This is a genomic window from Micromonospora echinaurantiaca (assembly GCF_900090235.1).
GTDB lineage: Bacteria > Actinomycetota > Actinomycetes > Mycobacteriales > Micromonosporaceae > Micromonospora > Micromonospora echinaurantiaca.
In genome coordinates this window covers 7,153,888-7,169,274 of the sequence record NZ_LT607750.1, presented here as the reverse complement: position 1 = coordinate 7,169,274, position 15,387 = coordinate 7,153,888, and the positions used below count along the sequence as shown (strand labels likewise).

Below are 15,387 nucleotides of genomic sequence, written 5' to 3'. Positions count from 1 at the left end.
GGGAGCCGGCCAGCCGGCTCCCGACCGCTCACCTCAGACCTCTTCGACCGAGCTCGGCTCGCGCCGGGACAGGTCGATGCCCAGCTCCTCCGCGGCCCGGAACACCTCGTCGTCGGTCTCGCGCATCTCCAGGGCCACACCGTCGCTGGAGAGCACCTCGACGTTGAGGCACAGCGACTGCAGCTCCTTGAGCAGCACCTTGAACGACTCCGGGATGCCCGGCTCGGGGATGTTCTCGCCCTTGACGATGGCCTCGTAGACCTTGACCCGGCCGAGGACGTCGTCGGACTTGATGGTCAGCAGCTCCTGCAGCGCGTACGCGGCGCCGTAGGCCTGCATCGCCCAGCACTCCATCTCACCGAAGCGCTGGCCACCGAACTGCGCCTTACCACCCAGCGGCTGCTGCGTGATCATCGAGTACGGGCCGGTCGACCGGGCGTGGATCTTGTCGTCGACCAGGTGGTTGAGCTTCAGGATGTAGATGTAGCCGACCGCGATCGGGTCCGGCAGCGGCTCGCCGGAGCGACCGTCGAACAGCTGCGCCTTGCCGCTGGAGCCGATCAGCTGCTTGCCGTCCCGGTTGGGCAGGGTCGACGCGAGCAGACCGGAGATCTCCTCCTCGCGGGCACCGTCGAAGACCGGCGTGGCCACGTTGGTGTCCGGCTCGGACTCGTGCGCCTCGATCGAGCGGAGCTGGCGCTTCCACTCGGCGTCGTCACCGTCGACGCTCCAGCCGGTCTTGGCCACCCAGCCGAGGTGCGTCTCCAGCACCTGGCCGATGTTCATCCGGCTCGGCACACCGAGCGGGTTGAGCACGATGTCGACCGGGGTGCCGTCCTCCAGGAACGGCATGTCCTCGATCGGCAGGATCTTGGAGATGACGCCCTTGTTGCCGTGCCGGCCGGCGAGCTTGTCGCCGTCCTGGATCTTCCGCTTCTGGGCGACGTAGACCCGGACCAGCTCGTTGACGCCCGGGGGCAGCTCGTCGCCGTCCTCCCGGGAGAAGGTACGCACGCCGATGACCGTGCCGGTCTCACCGTGCGGCACCTTCAGCGAGGTGTCCCGGACCTCGCGCGCCTTCTCACCGAAGATCGCGCGGAGCAGCCGCTCCTCCGGGGTCAGCTCGGTCTCGCCCTTGGGCGTGACCTTGCCGACCAGGATGTCGCCGGGGACGACCTCGGCGCCGATCCGGATGATGCCGCGCTCGTCGAGGTCGGCGAGCATCTCCTCGCTGACGTTCGGGATGTCGCGGGTGATCTCCTCCGGGCCGAGCTTGGTGTCCCGGGCGTCGACCTCGTGCTCCTCGATGTGGATCGAGGTGAGCACGTCCTGCTGCACGAGGCGCTGCGACAGGATGATCGCGTCCTCGTAGTTGTGCCCCTCCCAGGTCATGAACGCCACGAGCAGGTTGCGCCCGAGCGCCATCTCGCCCTCGTCGGTGCACGGACCGTCGGCGATGACCTGGCCGGCCTCGACGCGGTCGCCCTCGAAGACCACCGGCTTCTGGTTGACGCAGGAGCCGGCGTTGGAGCGGCGGAACTTGTGCAGCAGGTAGGTACGACGGTGGCCGTCGTCCTGGTGCACGGTGATGTAGTCGGCGCAGAGGTCCTCGACCACACCGCCGACCTCGGCGACCACCACGTCGCCGGCGTCGACCGCGGCCCGGTACTCCATGCCGGTGCCGACCAGCGGCGACTCGGCCTTGACCAGCGGCACCGCCTGGCGCTGCATGTTCGCGCCCATCAGCGCCCGGTTGGCGTCGTCGTGCTCGAGGAACGGGATCATCGCGGTCGCGACCGAGGTCATCTGCCGCGGCGACACGTCCATGTAGTCCACGGCCGCCGGCGGGACGTCCTCGGTCTCGCCGCCCTTACGGCGGACCAGGACGCGGTCCTCGGCGAACGAGCCGTCCGCCTTCAGCGGCGCGTTGGCCTGCGCCTTGACGAACCGGTCCTCCTCGTCCGCGGTCAGGTAGTCGATCTGGTCGGTGACCCGACCGTCGACGACCTTCCGGTACGGCGTCTCGATGAAGCCGAACGGGTTGACCCGGGCGAAGGTGGACAGCGCGCCGATCAGACCGATGTTCGGGCCTTCCGGCGTCTCGATCGGGCACATCCGGCCGTAGTGGGACGGGTGCACGTCACGGACCTCGAAGCCGGCCCGCTCCCGGGACAGACCACCCGGGCCGAGCGCGCTCAGCCGGCGCCGGTGGGTCAGGCCCGCCAGCGGGTTGGTCTGGTCCATGAACTGGGACAGCTGCGAGGTGCCGAAGAACTCCTTGATCGCCGCCACCACCGGGCGGATGTTGATCAGGGTCTGCGGCGTGATCGCCTCGACGTCCTGGGTGGTCATCCGCTCCCGGACGACCCGCTCCATCCGGGACAGGCCCACCCGGACCTGGTTCTGGATGAGCTCGCCCACGGTACGCAGGCGCCGGTTGCCGAAGTGGTCGATGTCGTCGGCCTCGTAGCCCTCCTCACCGGCGTGCAGCCGGCAGAGGTACTCCACGGTGGCGACGATGTCGTCCTCGGTCAGCGTGCCGGTGGTGATCGGCACGTCCAGCTGGAGCTTCTTGTTGAACTTGTACCGACCGACCTTGGCGACGTCGTACCGCTTCGGGTTGAAGAAGAGGTTGTCGAGCAGGGTCTGGGCGTTCTCGCGCGTCGGCGGCTCGCCGGGGCGCAGCTTGCGGTAGATGTCGAGGAGCGCCTCGTCCTGGCCGGCGATGTGGTCCTTCTCGAGCGTGGTCATCATCAGCTCGGACCAGCCGAACCGCTCACGGATCTGCTCGGCCGACCATCCGATGGCCTTGAGCAGGACCGTGACGGCCTGCCGGCGCTTGCGGTCGATGCGGACGCCGACCGTGTCGCGCTTGTCGATGTCGAACTCCAGCCAGGCACCCCGGCTCGGGATGACCTTGACGCTGGAGAGGTCGCGGTCGGAGGTCTTGTCCGGCTGCTTGTCGAAGTAGACGCCCGGGGACCGGACGAGCTGGCTGACCACGACGCGCTCGGTGCCGTTGATGATGAAGGTGCCCTTCGGCGTCATCATCGGGAAGTCACCCATGAACACCGTCTGGCTCTTGATCTCGCCGGTGGTGTTGTTGGTGAACTCCGCGGTCACGAAGAGCGGCGCGCAGTAGGTGAGGTCCTTCTCCTTGCACTCCTCGATCGAGGCCTTCACCTCGTCGAAGCGCGGAGCCGAGAAGGAGAGCGACATGGTGCCGGAGAAGTCCTCAATGGGACTGATCTCGTCGAGGATCTCCGCGAGACCCGAGCGTGCGTGCGGGTCGTCCGCCGACCGGCCCTGCCAAGCCTCGTTGCCGACGAGCCAGTCGAAGGACTCGTTCTGGATGGCGAGGAGGTTGGGGACCTCGAGGTGTTCGGTGATCCTGCCGAATGAAACTCGGCGGGGAGCGAAAGCGCTCGACGTACGACTGGTCTTCGCAGGGCGGGAAGCTGCCAAGATGCGTCCTTCCGAGGACCGGTGCTGCAGAACGGCTGGTACGCGTGCACTCCAATGACCCCACCAGAAATATCCGGAAACGGACATTTCCGAGCAGGGGTCAAGTCGGAAGGCAGCGCAAACTAGCAGTGTAGCCGAGAGGCTAACCGCTGTCCAGCCCACCCCGCAGGTCGTCGCGGAACGTGCCTCGGGACCCTGGAAACCGGGTCGACCGGGCCGCTCGGAACGCGACGTTCCCGCCGGGCCGCTCGGGATGCCGCGGCCGGTGGTGCTGCCGCTGCCATTACCCAAGTGGTGGCCGTTGCAAGCGCGGAAGGTCTTGCTGGTGTCAGCGTGCCTGGCAGGCCGGTGCCGCGTCAAGGGCCGGTAACCGGGTCGCGCGTCTTTCCCACCGACGGACTACCGACACCGGGTCGCCGCACGCTCCGCACCGGGCGACGGACGCCCTGCTCACGCCGCTGCCGGCCGGGTCCACCAACACGGCGGGCGGCGATCCGGTCCCGGATCACCGCCCGCCGCGACGCGGTGTGCCCCGGCTCACGTGAGCCGGACGCGCGCCTGGTCGTACCTCAGGTCACTTGAGGGTGACCTTGGCGCCCTCGCCCTCGAGCTTGGCCTTCGCCTTCTCGGCGGTCTCCTTGTTGGCCTTCTCCAGGACCGGCTTCGGCGCGGCCTCGACCAGGTCCTTGGCCTCCTTGAGGCCCAGGCCGGTCAGCTCGCGCACGACCTTGATGACCTGGATCTTCTTGCCGCCGTCAGCCTCGAGGATGACGTCGAACTCGTCCTTCTCCTCCTCGGCCGGGGCAGCGGCGCCACCGGCGGCCGGGGCACCCGCGGCCACGGCGACCGGGGCGGCGGCGGTGACCTCGAAGGTCTCCTCGAACTGCTTCACGAACTCGGAGAGCTCGATCAGCGTCATCTCCTTGAACGCGTCGAGCAGCTCGTCGGTGCTGAGCTTCGCCATGTCTGGCGTCCTTTCCAACTGGATCTACTAAGACTGAACTGGGTACGCCGGGAGGCCTCAGGCCGCCTCGGCGCCCTCCTTCTCGCGCTTGTCCGCCAGGGCGGCCGCCGCACGGGCGGCCTTGGAGAGCGGAGCCTGGAACAGGGCCGCGGCCTTGCTCAGGTTGCCCTTCATCGCGCCGGCCAGCTTGGCCAGCAGCACCTCACGGGACTCCAGGTCGGCGAGCTTCGTGACCTCGGCCGCGGAAATGGCCTTGCCCTCGAAGACACCGCCCTTGATGACGAGCTTCGGGTTGGCCTTCGCGAAGTCGCGAAGGCCCTTCGCCGCCTCGACGACGTCGCCCGAAACGAAAGTCAGCGCGGTAGGACCGGTGAACAGCTCGTCGAGGCCGGCGATGCCCGCGTCCGTCGCGGCACGCTTGGCCAGCGTGTTCTTCGCGACGGTGTAGGTGGTCTCCTTGCCGAGCGAGCGCCGCAGCTGGGTGAGCTGGGAAACCGTCAGACCGCGGTACTCGGTCAGCACCGTGGCGCCCGCGGTGCGGAAGCTCTCGGTCAGCTCAGCGACGGCCGTGGCCTTGTCGGCCCGGATCGGCTTGTCCGCCATGTCCCTCCTCTCTCGTTGCTCGAGGCTGGTCACCGTCGGGCAGCGGAGCTGTCGACGGTGGCGGAGGCGACACGACAACGAGGAAAGCCCCGGCGCAGGGCGCACGGGGCGAGGGCCGGCAGCCGCAGGCACGGTCGGCGGACCATGCTGAACTGCCGATTTTCGCTTGCCGCCCTGCGCGGGTCGCCCGTCGTCGCGGGACCTTCGACCGTGCCGGAGCACGGTGACCAGCGGTCTCTGGGTGGAACTTCGCGGCCAAGGTTACGCGACGCCTCCGGCAGCCGCCAAATCGCCCCCCGGGTGGCCCGGCTCACTCCCCCGGCCGGCCGGCTGCCCCGGCGCCGGCGGGCCCGGCACTCAGGGGCGGGAACGGCGGCGCCAGGAGTAGCCGGCGAGGGCGACCGCGCTCCAGCCGGCCGCCCACGCGGTGAGCAGCGCGCCGCTCGGCAGGGTCGGGTCGCCGGCGACCGCCCGGGCGGTCGCCATCACCGGCGGCGCCAGCCAAGGGGCGACCGAGCCGCTCAGGCCGAGGACAACCGCGCCGACCCCGCCGACCGCCAGCACCGCGACGCCGTACCCCGCGCTGCCCGTACTGGCCCGGCTGGCCAGCGCGCCGAGCGCCACCGCGGCCGGTACGACCAGCAGGTGCGCCCAAGCGCCGAGGGTGACGCCGATCACCACGGCGTGGTCCCCCGGCTCGACCGGACCGGTGACGCCGCCGACCAGCCACGGAAAGACCAGCGCGACGGCCACCGTGCCGAGCCCCGCCACGCCGGCCGCCAACAGCCCGGCCACCTGCTCGCCCCGGACCCCGGCCACCACCCGGGCCAGCCGGCGCTGGCCGTCCGGCTCGACGTCCAGCAGCACCTTGGTCTGCCAGGCGAGCACCGGGAAGAGCACCGCCGCCGAGACGCCGTACGCCTCCCCCGGCTGGGCGCGGCCGCCGCCGTACAGGACGCCGAGCGCAACCAGGCCGGCCAGCACCGGGGCGAGCGCCCGGCCGGTACGCAGGAAGCCAGCCAGCCGCAGCCGGACCAGCGCGATCATCGGGGCGCCCCGGTGATCGGCCCGGCCTCGGCAGCCACCCCCGCGGCGGGCGCCGGCTCCGCCGCCCGGCCCGCGGCCGGACCGGACGACGTCGGCCCGGAGCCGACCGGGCCACCCGAACCGGGCGACGCGGGCCCGGTACCGGGCTCGACGGCCGGGTCGACACCAGGGCCGGACGACGTGGGCTCGGCGGGCTGGTCGACACCGGGGCCGGACGACGCGGGCTCGGCGGGACGTACCCGCAGGACGTGGTGGCCCTCGGCGCGCAACCGGGCGACGGCGCCGGCGACCCGCGCGGCGGGCACCGCGACCTCGACCACGGCCATCGCCGAGCCGACCGACGCCTCCTCGGTGACCGTGCCGTCGGCCACCGTCCAGTGCCGCGCGCCGGGCAGCCGGACGGTCTCGCCGCGGTGGTCGCTGACCAGCACCGAGCCGCCGGTGGCCAGCACCTCGTCGATCACCGCCGGGACCAGCTCGCGGGCGCCGGCGTCCAGCCCCTCCCAGGGCTCGTCGAGCACCAGCAGGCCGGGCCGGCGGAGCATCGCCTGGGCCAGACCGACCTTCTGCGCGGTGCCCTTGGACAGCTCCGGCAGCCGTACGTCGCGGAACGCGGACAGGCCGAGCCGCGAGGTCCAGTCGGCCACCGCCCGGCCGGCGGCCGCGGCGTCGAGGCCGGCGACCCGCGCCATCGCGGTCAGGTAGCGCGCCACGGTGAAGGGCTGGTCGGCGGGGAACCGCTCGGGGACCCAGCCGACCCGACCGGGCCGATCGGTGACCCGGCCCCGGACCGGCCGCAGCACCCCCGCCGCGACCTGCAGCAGGGTGGACTTCCCGGCGCCGTTGCGGCCGAGCACGACCACCACCTCACCCGGGTCGATCCGGGCGTCCGTGCCGCGCAGCACCCACGGCCCCCGCCGGCGGTACCGCAACCAGACGTTCTCCAGCCGCATGCGGTGAAGCCTGCCACAGCAGAACGCGGACGGGGCGCCGCCACGGTGTGGCGACGCCCCGTTGCGGGAGCGGATGCTCAGCCCTCGGCCGGGGCCTCCTGGAGGTTCTTCACCAGCTTCGGGTCGACCGGGACGCCCGGGCCCATGGTGGTGGTGAGGGTGACCTTCTTGAGGTACGTGCCCTTCGCCGCGGACGGCTTGGCCCGCAGCACCTCGTCGAGGACCGCGGCGTAGTTGTCGACCAGCTGCGCCTCGGAGAAGGACGACTTGCCGATGATCAGGTGCAGGTTCGAGTGCTTGTCCACCCGGAAGGTGATCTTGCCGCCCTTGATGTCCTGCACCGCCTTGGTGACGTCCATGGTCACCGTGCCGGTCTTCGGGTTCGGCATGAGACCGCGCGGGCCCAGGATCCGCGCGATCCGGCCGATCTTGGCCATCTGGTCCGGCGTGGCGATCGCCGCGTCGAAGTCGAGCCAACCACCCTGGATCCGGGCGACCAGCTCGTCGGTGCCCACCTCGTCGGCACCCGCCGCGGCGGCCTCCTCGGCCTTCGCGCCGGCGGCGAAGACGATCACGCGGGCGGTCTTACCGGTGCCGTGCGGCAGGTTGACCGTGCCGCGGACCATCTGGTCCGCCTTGCGGGGGTCGACGCCGAGGCGCATGGCGACCTCGACCGTGGCGTCGAACTTGACGTTGGTGGTCTCCTTGGCCAGCTTCACGGCCTCGGCGGGGGTGTAGAGCTTGGACCGGTCGATGACCTCGGCGGCCTTGCGGTAGCTCTTGCTGCGCTGCATGTTCTGGTAACTCCTGTGGTCTATGGCGGGCCGCGGCGTCCGCGCGCCCTCCCACGAACTGGATCTGGTGGTGACCGGGATCAGTCGGTGACGTCGAGGCCCATCGACCGAGCGGTGCCGGCGATGATCTTCTCAGCGTGGTCGATGTCGTTGGCGTTCAGGTCGGCCATCTTCTTCTCGGCGATCTCGCGCAGCTGGGCGCGGGTGACCGAGCCGACCTTCTCCTTGTGCGGGACACCGGAGCCCTTCTGCACGCCGGCGGCCTTGATCAGCAGCCGGGCGGCGGGCGGGGTCTTCAGCACGAAGGTGAAGGTCCGGTCCTCGTACACGCTGATCTCGGCGGGGACGATGTCGCCCCGCTGGGACTCGGTCTGCGCGTTGTAGGACTTGCAGAACTCCATGATGTTCACGCCGTGCTGGCCGAGCGCGGGGCCGACCGGCGGCGCCGGGGTGGCCTGGCCCGCCGGCAGCTGAAGCGTGAACGTCTTGACGAGCTTCTTCTTCGGAGGCATGTCTCTTCCTGGGGCTTGGAACTGGGATTGTCGCCGGCCAGCGGGCGCGCACGGTCAGCGCGGTGCGGACAGCCGACGTTCTAGGGTAGCGCAGCCGTCCACCGCCCCTCCGGCCGAGGTCCGGCGGGCGGCGAAACGACGCACCGGCGGCCGGCCGCGAGGCCCACCGCCGGTGCCGACGTACGTCAGATCTTGGCGACCTGGTTGAAGTTCAGCTCGACCGGCGTCTCGCGGCCGAAGATCGACACCAACACCTTGAGCTTCTGCTGGTCGGCGTTGATCTCACTGATCGTGGCCGGCAGCGAGGCGAAGGCGCCGTCGGTGACGGTGACCGAGTCGCCGACCTCGAAGTCGAGGACCTTGACCTCGGGCTTGGCCTTCTTCTGCTCGGTCTCGACGGCCGGCGCCAGCCACTTGAGCACCTCGTCGAGGGAGAGCGGCGCCGGGCGGTCGGCCCGGTCGGTCGCGCCGACGAAGCCGGTGACCCCCGGCGTGTTGCGCACGCAGGAGTACGACTCGGCAGTCAGCTCCATCCGGACCAGGATGTAGCCCGGGAAGACCTTGGCCTGCACCTGGGACCGCTTGCCGTTCTTGACCTCGACCTCTTCCCGGGTCGGCACCTCGACCTGGTAGATGTAGTCCTCCATGTCGAGGGACGTGATCCGGGTCTCGAGGTTGGTCTTGACCTTGTTCTCGTAGCCGGCGTACGAGTGCACCACGTACCAGTCGCCCGGCGCGTAGCGCAGCTTCTGGCGCAGCTCGGCGACCGGGTCGTAGTCCTCGTCGGGCGCGGGCTCACTGGTGGGGAACTCCGGCTCGCTGGCGGCCTCGACCGACTCGTCACCAGCCGCCGTCGCCACCGTGGACTGCTCGTCCTCGGGTCCGGCGGTCTCGTCGTACTCAGGCACGCTCGCTCACTTCCGTCACTATCGGCACAGTCAGCCGGTCAGCTGGGGTTGCCGAAGACCCACAGCACGCCCTTGGCGAAGGCGTAGTCCAGGCCGGCCACGATCGTCAGCATCACCGCGACGAAGGCGACCACCACGGCGGTGTAGGTCAGCAGCTCCTTGCGCGTCGGCCAGATGACCTTACGCAGTTCGGCGACGACCTCGCGGATGAATCGGGCGATGCGGCCGAAGAGGCCCACCCTGTCGGTCTCGGCCCGGGTCTTCGGCCGGTCGGCCGACTCCGCCTTGGCCCGGGACCGGGTGGCGGTGCCGCCGCCCCGGGAGACCGGCTCCTCCGCGTCGGTGGCGTCGTCGTCGGCCACGTCGTCGACGACCTCGTCGTGCAGACGGTCGTCGCCGGCGTCCTCGCCGCGCCGCTTGTTGTCGGCCACTTCGCCCTCCGTGCGGGATGTCGGGGTCGCACGCCGTCGGCGTGCGCGGCGCTTGGTCACGCCGGCCGGACCAACCGTCCCGCGACGGGCCGCGGCCGGCGGATCAACCGGGGGCCCGATGCCTCGGAGCCACCCCGCCAATGCCACCACCACGGGCCGAACGCCGCCGGACGGCGGCGCGACCCACGGGAACGGTCAGGCCTGAGGCGCAGGGGTGACAGGACTTGAACCTGCAGCCTGCGGTTTTGGAGACCGCTGCTCTGCCAATTGAGCTACACCCCTGTGCGGCAACGCTCGCCCCACCCGACCGCGCACGGCCGGGCAGGGGTCGATTGCCCCACGGCGGACCAGTGTACGGGTAGCGGCACGACTTTCCCAACCGGTCTGCCCATCGCGCGTCGCGAGCCCGCTCAGCGGGCCGTCCGGATGGTCGCCCGGGCCTGCGACAGCACCTTCTCGCCGAGGCAGGTGGCGGTCACGTCGAGCCTGGTCAGGCCGTCCTCGGTGACCTCCCGGACCACCGCGGTCACCTCGATCTCGGTGCCCTGGTCGTCGTCCGGGACGACCACCGGCCGGGTGAAGCGGACGCCGTAGTCGACCACCGCGTCCGGCGCGCCGGCCCACTCGGTGACCGCCCGGCCGACCAGCGCCATGGTGAACATGCCGTGGGCGATCACCCCGGGCAGGCCCACCTTGGTGGCCGTCCGGTCGCTCCAGTGGATCGGGTTGAAGTCGCCGGAGGCGCCGGCGTAGCGGACCAGGTCCGCCCGGGTGACCCGGAAGGTCTTGGCGGGCAGTTCCATCTCAGCCCTCCCCACGCACGACGATCTTGGACCAGACGGTGACCACCGGCTCCCCGGCGACGGTGCTGACCTCGGTACGGGTGGTCAGGAAGCCGTGCCCACCGCGGGAGGTGACGTCCTCCACGGTGTTGACGCAGACCAGCTCGTCACCGGCCACCACCGGGCGGGTGTACGCGAACCGCTGGTCGCCGTGCACGACGCGGCTGTAGTCGACGCCCAGCGCCGGGTCCTCGATGATCTGCCGGCTGGCGGCCATCGTGATCACCACGGGGAAGGTCGGCGGGGCGACCACGTCCGGGTGGCCGAGCGCGCGGGCGGCCTCCGGATCGTGGTGGGCCGGGTCGGTGGCGCCGATCGCCGTCGCGAACTCGCGGATCTTCTCTCGGCCCACCTGGTACGGGGCGGTCGGCGGGTAGCTCCGGCCGACGAAGGACGGGTCCAGGGACATGCCGCGAACCTACACGCAGAACGCGAGCGCCGATCTGCGCGGTCGGCGGCGGCTCGAAGCCGCGCCGTGCCGTACAGATCGGCGCTCGGGTGTGCTGTGGACCGGGCCGGCGGGGCCGGCCGCAGGTCAGCGGGTCTCGCGGTGGACCGTGTGCCGGCCGTCGCGCGGGCAGAACTTCTTCAGCTCGATGCGGTCCGGGTCGTTACGACGGTTCTTGCGCGTGATGTAGTTGCGCTCCTTGCACTCCACACACGCCAAAGTGATCTTCGGCCGGACATCGGTCGCCTTCGCCACGGCGGAGTGCCTTCCTCGCTACGGGTAACAACTACGGCGCATCAGCCTACGCGCTGACTACGCGGACATGCAAAGTGGGCGCCAGTGGCGCCCGTCCTACTGACCACCAGGAACACGCCCGGAGGACGAGAGTAGCGGTGGCCGGACTTGAACCGGCGACACAGCGATTATGAGCCGCTTGCTCTGCCATCTGAGCTACACCGCCGCGGTGGGTCCAGCTGAACCCTCGAGCCCCCTTACGGAATCGAACCGTAGACCTTCTCCTTACCATGGAGACGCTCTGCCGACTGAGCTAAGGGGGCCTGCGCGATCTCCCCGGGGGGTGACGCGCAGGGGTAAGACTACACGGCCCCGCGCCGGAGGTGAAATCGGATCCCCCGCCCACCCCGCACCGGGGTGTTCGCCCAGCTCAGGGCACCACACGCAGGCGCGGAAGCTCGCCCGCGGTGATCGTTTCCGGGTCCACCTGGGCGCCGAACCAGGCCTCCAGCCGCTCGTACGGCAGTGGGCGGCTGAACAGGAAGCCCTGCCCGATCTCGCAGCCGATGTCCTGCAGCAGCTCCAGGGTCAGCTCGCTCTCCACGCCCTCGGCCACCACCGCCAGCCCGAACTGCTGGGAGAGGGTGACCACCGCGTTCACGATCGCCAGGTCGCCCGGGTCGGTGGCCATGCCCTGCACGAACGAACGGTCGACCTTGACCTCGTGCACCGGCAGTCGGCGCAGGTGGGCCAGGGACGAGTCGCCGGTGCCGAAGTCGTCCACCGAGAGCCGTACGCCGAGGTCGCGCAGCCGACGCAGGGTCGGGATGGGCCGGTCGGTGCCGTCCAGCACCCCGGACTCCTTGATCTCCAGGGTGAGCCGGTGCGGCGGTACGCCGTACTCGTCGAGCAGTTCGGCGACCCGGGCCGGGAAGTGCTGGTCGGTGAGCGTACGGGCGGAGAGGTTGACCGCGACCGCGAGCGGCTGGCCGCCGGGCGTCCAGTCCCGGCTGCGCCGCAGCCCTTCCCGGAGCACGAACTCGGTGAGCCGGCCGAGCTGGCCGGTGTGCTCGGCCACCGCCACGAAGTCCTCCGGGGCGACCGTGCCGTGCGCCGGGTGCTCCCAGCGGGCCAGGCACTCCACCCCGACCAGCCGGCGGTCCCGCAGGGTCACCTTGGGCTGGAAGTAGACCTTCAGCTCGCCGTCGTCGAGCGCCCGCCGCAGGTCGCCGGCGAGGCCGAGCCGGCGCAGCGACCGGGACTCCAGCGCCGGGTTGAACAGCTGCACGCTGCCCGGCACCGACTTCGCCGCCGTCGCCGCCAGGTCGACCCGTTGCAGCAGGGAGGCCGCGTCGCTGCCGTGATCCGGGTGTACGGCCACCCCGACCGCCGTGTCGACGTCCAGGGTGAGCCCGTCGAAGACCATCTCGTCGCGGATCTGCTCGCGCAGCTGGGCGGCGAGGTCGAGGGCCGCGTCGACGCTCTCCAGTCGCAGCGTCACCAGGAATTCGTCGCCGCCGGCCCGGCCGACCAGGGCGGCCGACGGCGCGCAGGCGCGCAACCGGTCGGCGACCTCGGCGAGCACCTTGTCGCCGGCGGCGTGACCGAGCGACTCGTTGACCTGGCGCAGCCCGTCGACGTCGAAGAGCAGCAGCGCGACCACCTCGCCGGGTGCCCGGATCCGGACCGACTCGTCCAGCGCGCCGACGATCCGGCGCCGGTTGGGCAGCTTGGTCAGCGCGTCGTGGTAGGCGTCGTGGCGCAGCCGGTCGACCAGCCGCGAGTTCTCCAGGGCGACCGCGGCGTGTGCCGCCACGGTCTCGAAGATGGGAATGTCGCCCGGGCTGAAGTGGCCGACGTCACTGAGCCGGTTGGCGACCTCCAGGGTGCCGATGACCGCCTGGCCGGAGCGGAGCGGCACCACGACGACATCCTTGATCTTGCCGTCGCTCAACGTCCGGCGCGCCTCCTGGGCGCCGTCGAAGGCCCGGCCGACCGCGATCGTCCGGCCCTCGGCCGCGGCCCGCTCACGAAGGGTGGCCGGGGTCGGCACGACGTCGAGCAGACCCGGGTCGTCCACCCGGGCGGTGAGCAGCACCTCCGGGTGCCGGCCCTGGGCGGGCAGCCAGAGCGTCGCGTACTCGGCCTGCATCAGGGCCCGCACCCGGCCCAGCAGCGCGTCGACCAGGCTGCCGTCCTGGCCGCGCTCGGCGATCGCCCGGGTCAGGTCGTACATCTCGGCGAGCGTGCGGTGCTGGCGGAAGAACTGGGCGTAGGAGCGGTAGACCAGGACCAGCGCCGCGGCCAGCGCCGCCAGCAGCACCAACGACCACCAGGTGGCGGTGACCGCGATCAGGATGATCAGGCCCATCGAGACGTTGATCGCCGCGGTCAGCAGCGCCGGCGGAGCGGTACGGAGCGCGTCCCGGCCGGCCTGCCAGCCCTGCAACAGGGTGTGCACGCCGACCACCGCGGCGAGGCTGACCAGGATCACGGCGGTGACCGCGGCGAAGAGGCTCAACCAGGTGCCAGGGCCCACCACCCCCATCGGCGGCAGCGCCTGCAGGACCAGCCCGGCCAGCGAGGTGCCCGCCGCCGCCTTGGCGACGTTGAACCAGAACTTGGCCGGTGAGAAGCGGTGCCGGGTCTGGGTGACCACCGAGGCCACCGTGTAGATGACCACGACGGTGAGCGGCGGAAGCAGGTACAGCGCGACGACGAGCGGTATCTCGGTGAGCGTCACGCCGAACGACTGACGCCGGACGACGAAGTTGAGCACCGGGATGCCGACGCCGATCATGACGACCAGCAGGAGAGCCGCCTGCGGCCACTCGCCGACCGGCTCGTCGGCGACCAGCGCGGTCACCGTGGCGCAGACGACGGCGAACAGGGCGAGCGGCCCGGTGATGAGCCAGGCATGGTCGGTCGACCGCCGTCGCGGGCGCTCACGCTGCGCCATGCCGCTCCCCTACAACCGGCGCGGCCTCGGCCGTCAGCCGGTGATGATGATGGCTCCGGTCAGAGCCCGCTGTCGACGGCGGAGTCGCCCGGGCTGACGGTCCAGATGATGTCGCCGGCCTGGTAGCTGGCGGAGTCGCCGGGGCTGATGGTCCAGATGATGTCGGCAGCCTGGTAGTTACCGGCGATGGCGTAGAGACCGGTGGTGTAGACGATCGCGGCAGCGGCAGCAAGCACGAGGAGCGAGCCAGCCAGTCGGCCCAGCCTTCGACCAGACATGTTTGCTCCTGTCGGGGAAGTGTCACAGGGATGGTGGAGGTTCCACGATCGTGCCACACGAGCGGGCACACGGAAAAGCCGCGCCAGCCCGCCCCGCCCGAGCGTTGACCAGGTTGCGCCATTCGGGCCACCGCCATCGTCGAGCCAGCCCAGATCACGGGGGTCGCGCGTCACCGACCACTTCGCACCCTGCGGATTAAGACCTTCACGGCAATCCGTGGTAACCGCTTGATCGACTCGTTCCCGGCGGATCGGATCACATCCCGCCATACCACTGGCCTCCCGGCCCGGCGGCACGACGGCGCGGCGGGCACATCGACCACCATACATCCTCGGCTCCCGGACGCCAGCACCCGGACACCCTCCGTTGCGTAACCGCCGTCGGGGCCACCGGAGCCGAACCGACACCGCACCGGTGACCGGATCTCGGCGGCACTTCGGAAATTCCTTCCGGTCTCCTGTCACACGGGCGCGGCGCGACGGGTCAACGCGGTGAGGGAGTCAGCCAGCCGGGCGTCACCACCGCACCGGCATCCGCACCATGAGGAGCATCGCCATGTCCAGCAGTTACCTCGTCGTCACCGTCCTGGCCGCCGCGATGGTCGGCTTCTCCGCCGCCTCCGTGTTCCTGCGCGCCAAGTGGGTCGTGGAGCCACTCGCCGACTACGGCGTGCCCCGGTCCTGGTGGCCCTGGCTCGGCGCCGCCAAGGCGGCGGGAGCCGTGGGCCTGCTGGTCGGCCTGGTCGCACCGGTCGTCGGTGTGCTGGCCGGGGTCGGCCTGGCGCTGTACTTCACCGGTGCGGTGGTCACCGTGCTCCGGGCCCGGTCGTACGGGCACATTCCGTTCCCGCTGCTCTACGCGGCGCCGGTGGTCGGCTCGCTGGCGCTGCTCGCCAACTGAGGCCGCACCCGGCGATCCGCCCGGGTGCGGCCGGGGTCGACGGCCGCC

The 15,387-nt window shown here is 71.1% G+C and carries 15 protein-coding genes and 3 tRNA genes; 1 reads left to right on the top strand and 17 read right to left on the bottom strand.

Annotation, left to right across the window (positions count from 1 at the left end; genetic code table 11):
• Window positions 1-33: 33 nt before the first annotated feature.
• From rpoB to GA0070609_RS33465, 17 genes are all read right to left on the bottom strand, one after another.
• Window positions 34-3,465: a DNA-directed RNA polymerase subunit beta gene (gene rpoB, locus GA0070609_RS32785; protein ID WP_088997367.1), complete on the bottom strand. Its 3,432-nt coding sequence runs from the start codon at window positions 3,463-3,465 to the stop codon at window positions 34-36.
• A gap of 574 nt (window positions 3,466-4,039) precedes the next feature.
• Complete coding sequence (gene rplL, locus GA0070609_RS32780; RefSeq protein ID WP_088997366.1) at window positions 4,040-4,429, bottom strand: 50S ribosomal protein L7/L12; 390 nt, start codon at window positions 4,427-4,429, stop codon at window positions 4,040-4,042.
• 57 nt (window positions 4,430-4,486) lie between these two features.
• On the bottom strand, window positions 4,487-5,032 hold the full coding sequence (rplJ, locus tag GA0070609_RS32775) for a 50S ribosomal protein L10 (protein WP_088997365.1): 546 nt from the start codon (window positions 5,030-5,032) through the stop codon (window positions 4,487-4,489).
• A 357-nt stretch (window positions 5,033-5,389) separates the two neighbouring features.
• On the bottom strand, window positions 5,390-6,079 hold the full coding sequence (locus GA0070609_RS32770; protein ID WP_088997364.1) for a hypothetical protein: 690 nt from the start codon (window positions 6,077-6,079) through the stop codon (window positions 5,390-5,392).
• On the bottom strand, window positions 6,076-7,032 hold the full coding sequence (locus tag GA0070609_RS32765; protein WP_088997363.1) for an ABC transporter ATP-binding protein: 957 nt from the start codon (window positions 7,030-7,032) through the stop codon (window positions 6,076-6,078). The genes GA0070609_RS32770 and GA0070609_RS32765 overlap by 4 nt, the downstream gene beginning before the upstream one ends.
• 77 nt (window positions 7,033-7,109) lie before the next feature.
• Window positions 7,110-7,826, bottom strand: coding sequence for a 50S ribosomal protein L1 (gene rplA / locus GA0070609_RS32760; RefSeq protein WP_088997362.1), 717 nt, complete (start codon window positions 7,824-7,826; stop codon window positions 7,110-7,112).
• An 80-nt stretch (window positions 7,827-7,906) separates the two neighbouring features.
• Window positions 7,907-8,338: a 50S ribosomal protein L11 gene (gene rplK / locus GA0070609_RS32755; protein WP_088997361.1), complete on the bottom strand. Its 432-nt coding sequence runs from the start codon at window positions 8,336-8,338 to the stop codon at window positions 7,907-7,909.
• A 185-nt stretch (window positions 8,339-8,523) separates the two neighbouring features.
• On the bottom strand, window positions 8,524-9,246 hold the full coding sequence (gene nusG, locus GA0070609_RS32750; protein ID WP_088997360.1) for a transcription termination/antitermination protein NusG: 723 nt from the start codon (window positions 9,244-9,246) through the stop codon (window positions 8,524-8,526).
• A gap of 38 nt (window positions 9,247-9,284) precedes the next feature.
• Window positions 9,285-9,677, bottom strand: a complete 393-nt coding sequence (secE, locus tag GA0070609_RS32745; protein WP_088997359.1) for a preprotein translocase subunit SecE — start codon at window positions 9,675-9,677, stop codon at window positions 9,285-9,287.
• Between the two features lie 209 nt (window positions 9,678-9,886).
• A tRNA-Trp gene (locus GA0070609_RS32740) sits at window positions 9,887-9,959 on the bottom strand.
• 128 nt (window positions 9,960-10,087) lie between these two features.
• The gene (locus GA0070609_RS32735; RefSeq protein WP_088997358.1) at window positions 10,088-10,480 is read right to left on the bottom strand and encodes a MaoC family dehydratase; all 393 of its coding nucleotides are present in this window, start codon (window positions 10,478-10,480) and stop codon (window positions 10,088-10,090) included.
• Window position 10,481: 1 nt separating this feature from the next.
• Window positions 10,482-10,928: a MaoC family dehydratase N-terminal domain-containing protein gene (locus GA0070609_RS32730; protein ID WP_088997357.1), complete on the bottom strand. Its 447-nt coding sequence runs from the start codon at window positions 10,926-10,928 to the stop codon at window positions 10,482-10,484.
• A gap of 126 nt (window positions 10,929-11,054) precedes the next feature.
• Window positions 11,055-11,222 (bottom strand): 50S ribosomal protein L33, encoded by a 168-nt coding sequence (rpmG, locus tag GA0070609_RS32725; protein WP_007073056.1) that lies wholly within the window; start codon window positions 11,220-11,222, stop codon window positions 11,055-11,057.
• A gap of 132 nt (window positions 11,223-11,354) precedes the next feature.
• Window positions 11,355-11,427 (bottom strand) — tRNA-Met (locus tag GA0070609_RS32720).
• 24 nt (window positions 11,428-11,451) lie between these two features.
• Window positions 11,452-11,524 (bottom strand) — tRNA-Thr (locus GA0070609_RS32715).
• Window positions 11,525-11,631: 107 nt separating this feature from the next.
• Entirely contained in the window at window positions 11,632-14,160 is a 2,529-nt protein-coding gene (locus GA0070609_RS32710) for a putative bifunctional diguanylate cyclase/phosphodiesterase (protein ID WP_088997356.1), read from the bottom strand.
• A 59-nt stretch (window positions 14,161-14,219) separates the two neighbouring features.
• Entirely contained in the window at window positions 14,220-14,438 is a 219-nt protein-coding gene (locus GA0070609_RS33465; RefSeq protein ID WP_146227986.1) for a hypothetical protein, read from the bottom strand.
• A gap of 556 nt (window positions 14,439-14,994) precedes the next feature.
• Here GA0070609_RS33465 and GA0070609_RS32705 point away from each other — a divergent pair.
• Window positions 14,995-15,339 carry a DoxX family protein gene (locus GA0070609_RS32705; protein ID WP_088997355.1) on the top strand — a complete coding sequence of 115 codons (345 nt, stop codon included), beginning with the start codon at window positions 14,995-14,997 and terminating at the stop codon, window positions 15,337-15,339.
• Window positions 15,340-15,387 lie beyond the last annotated feature (48 nt).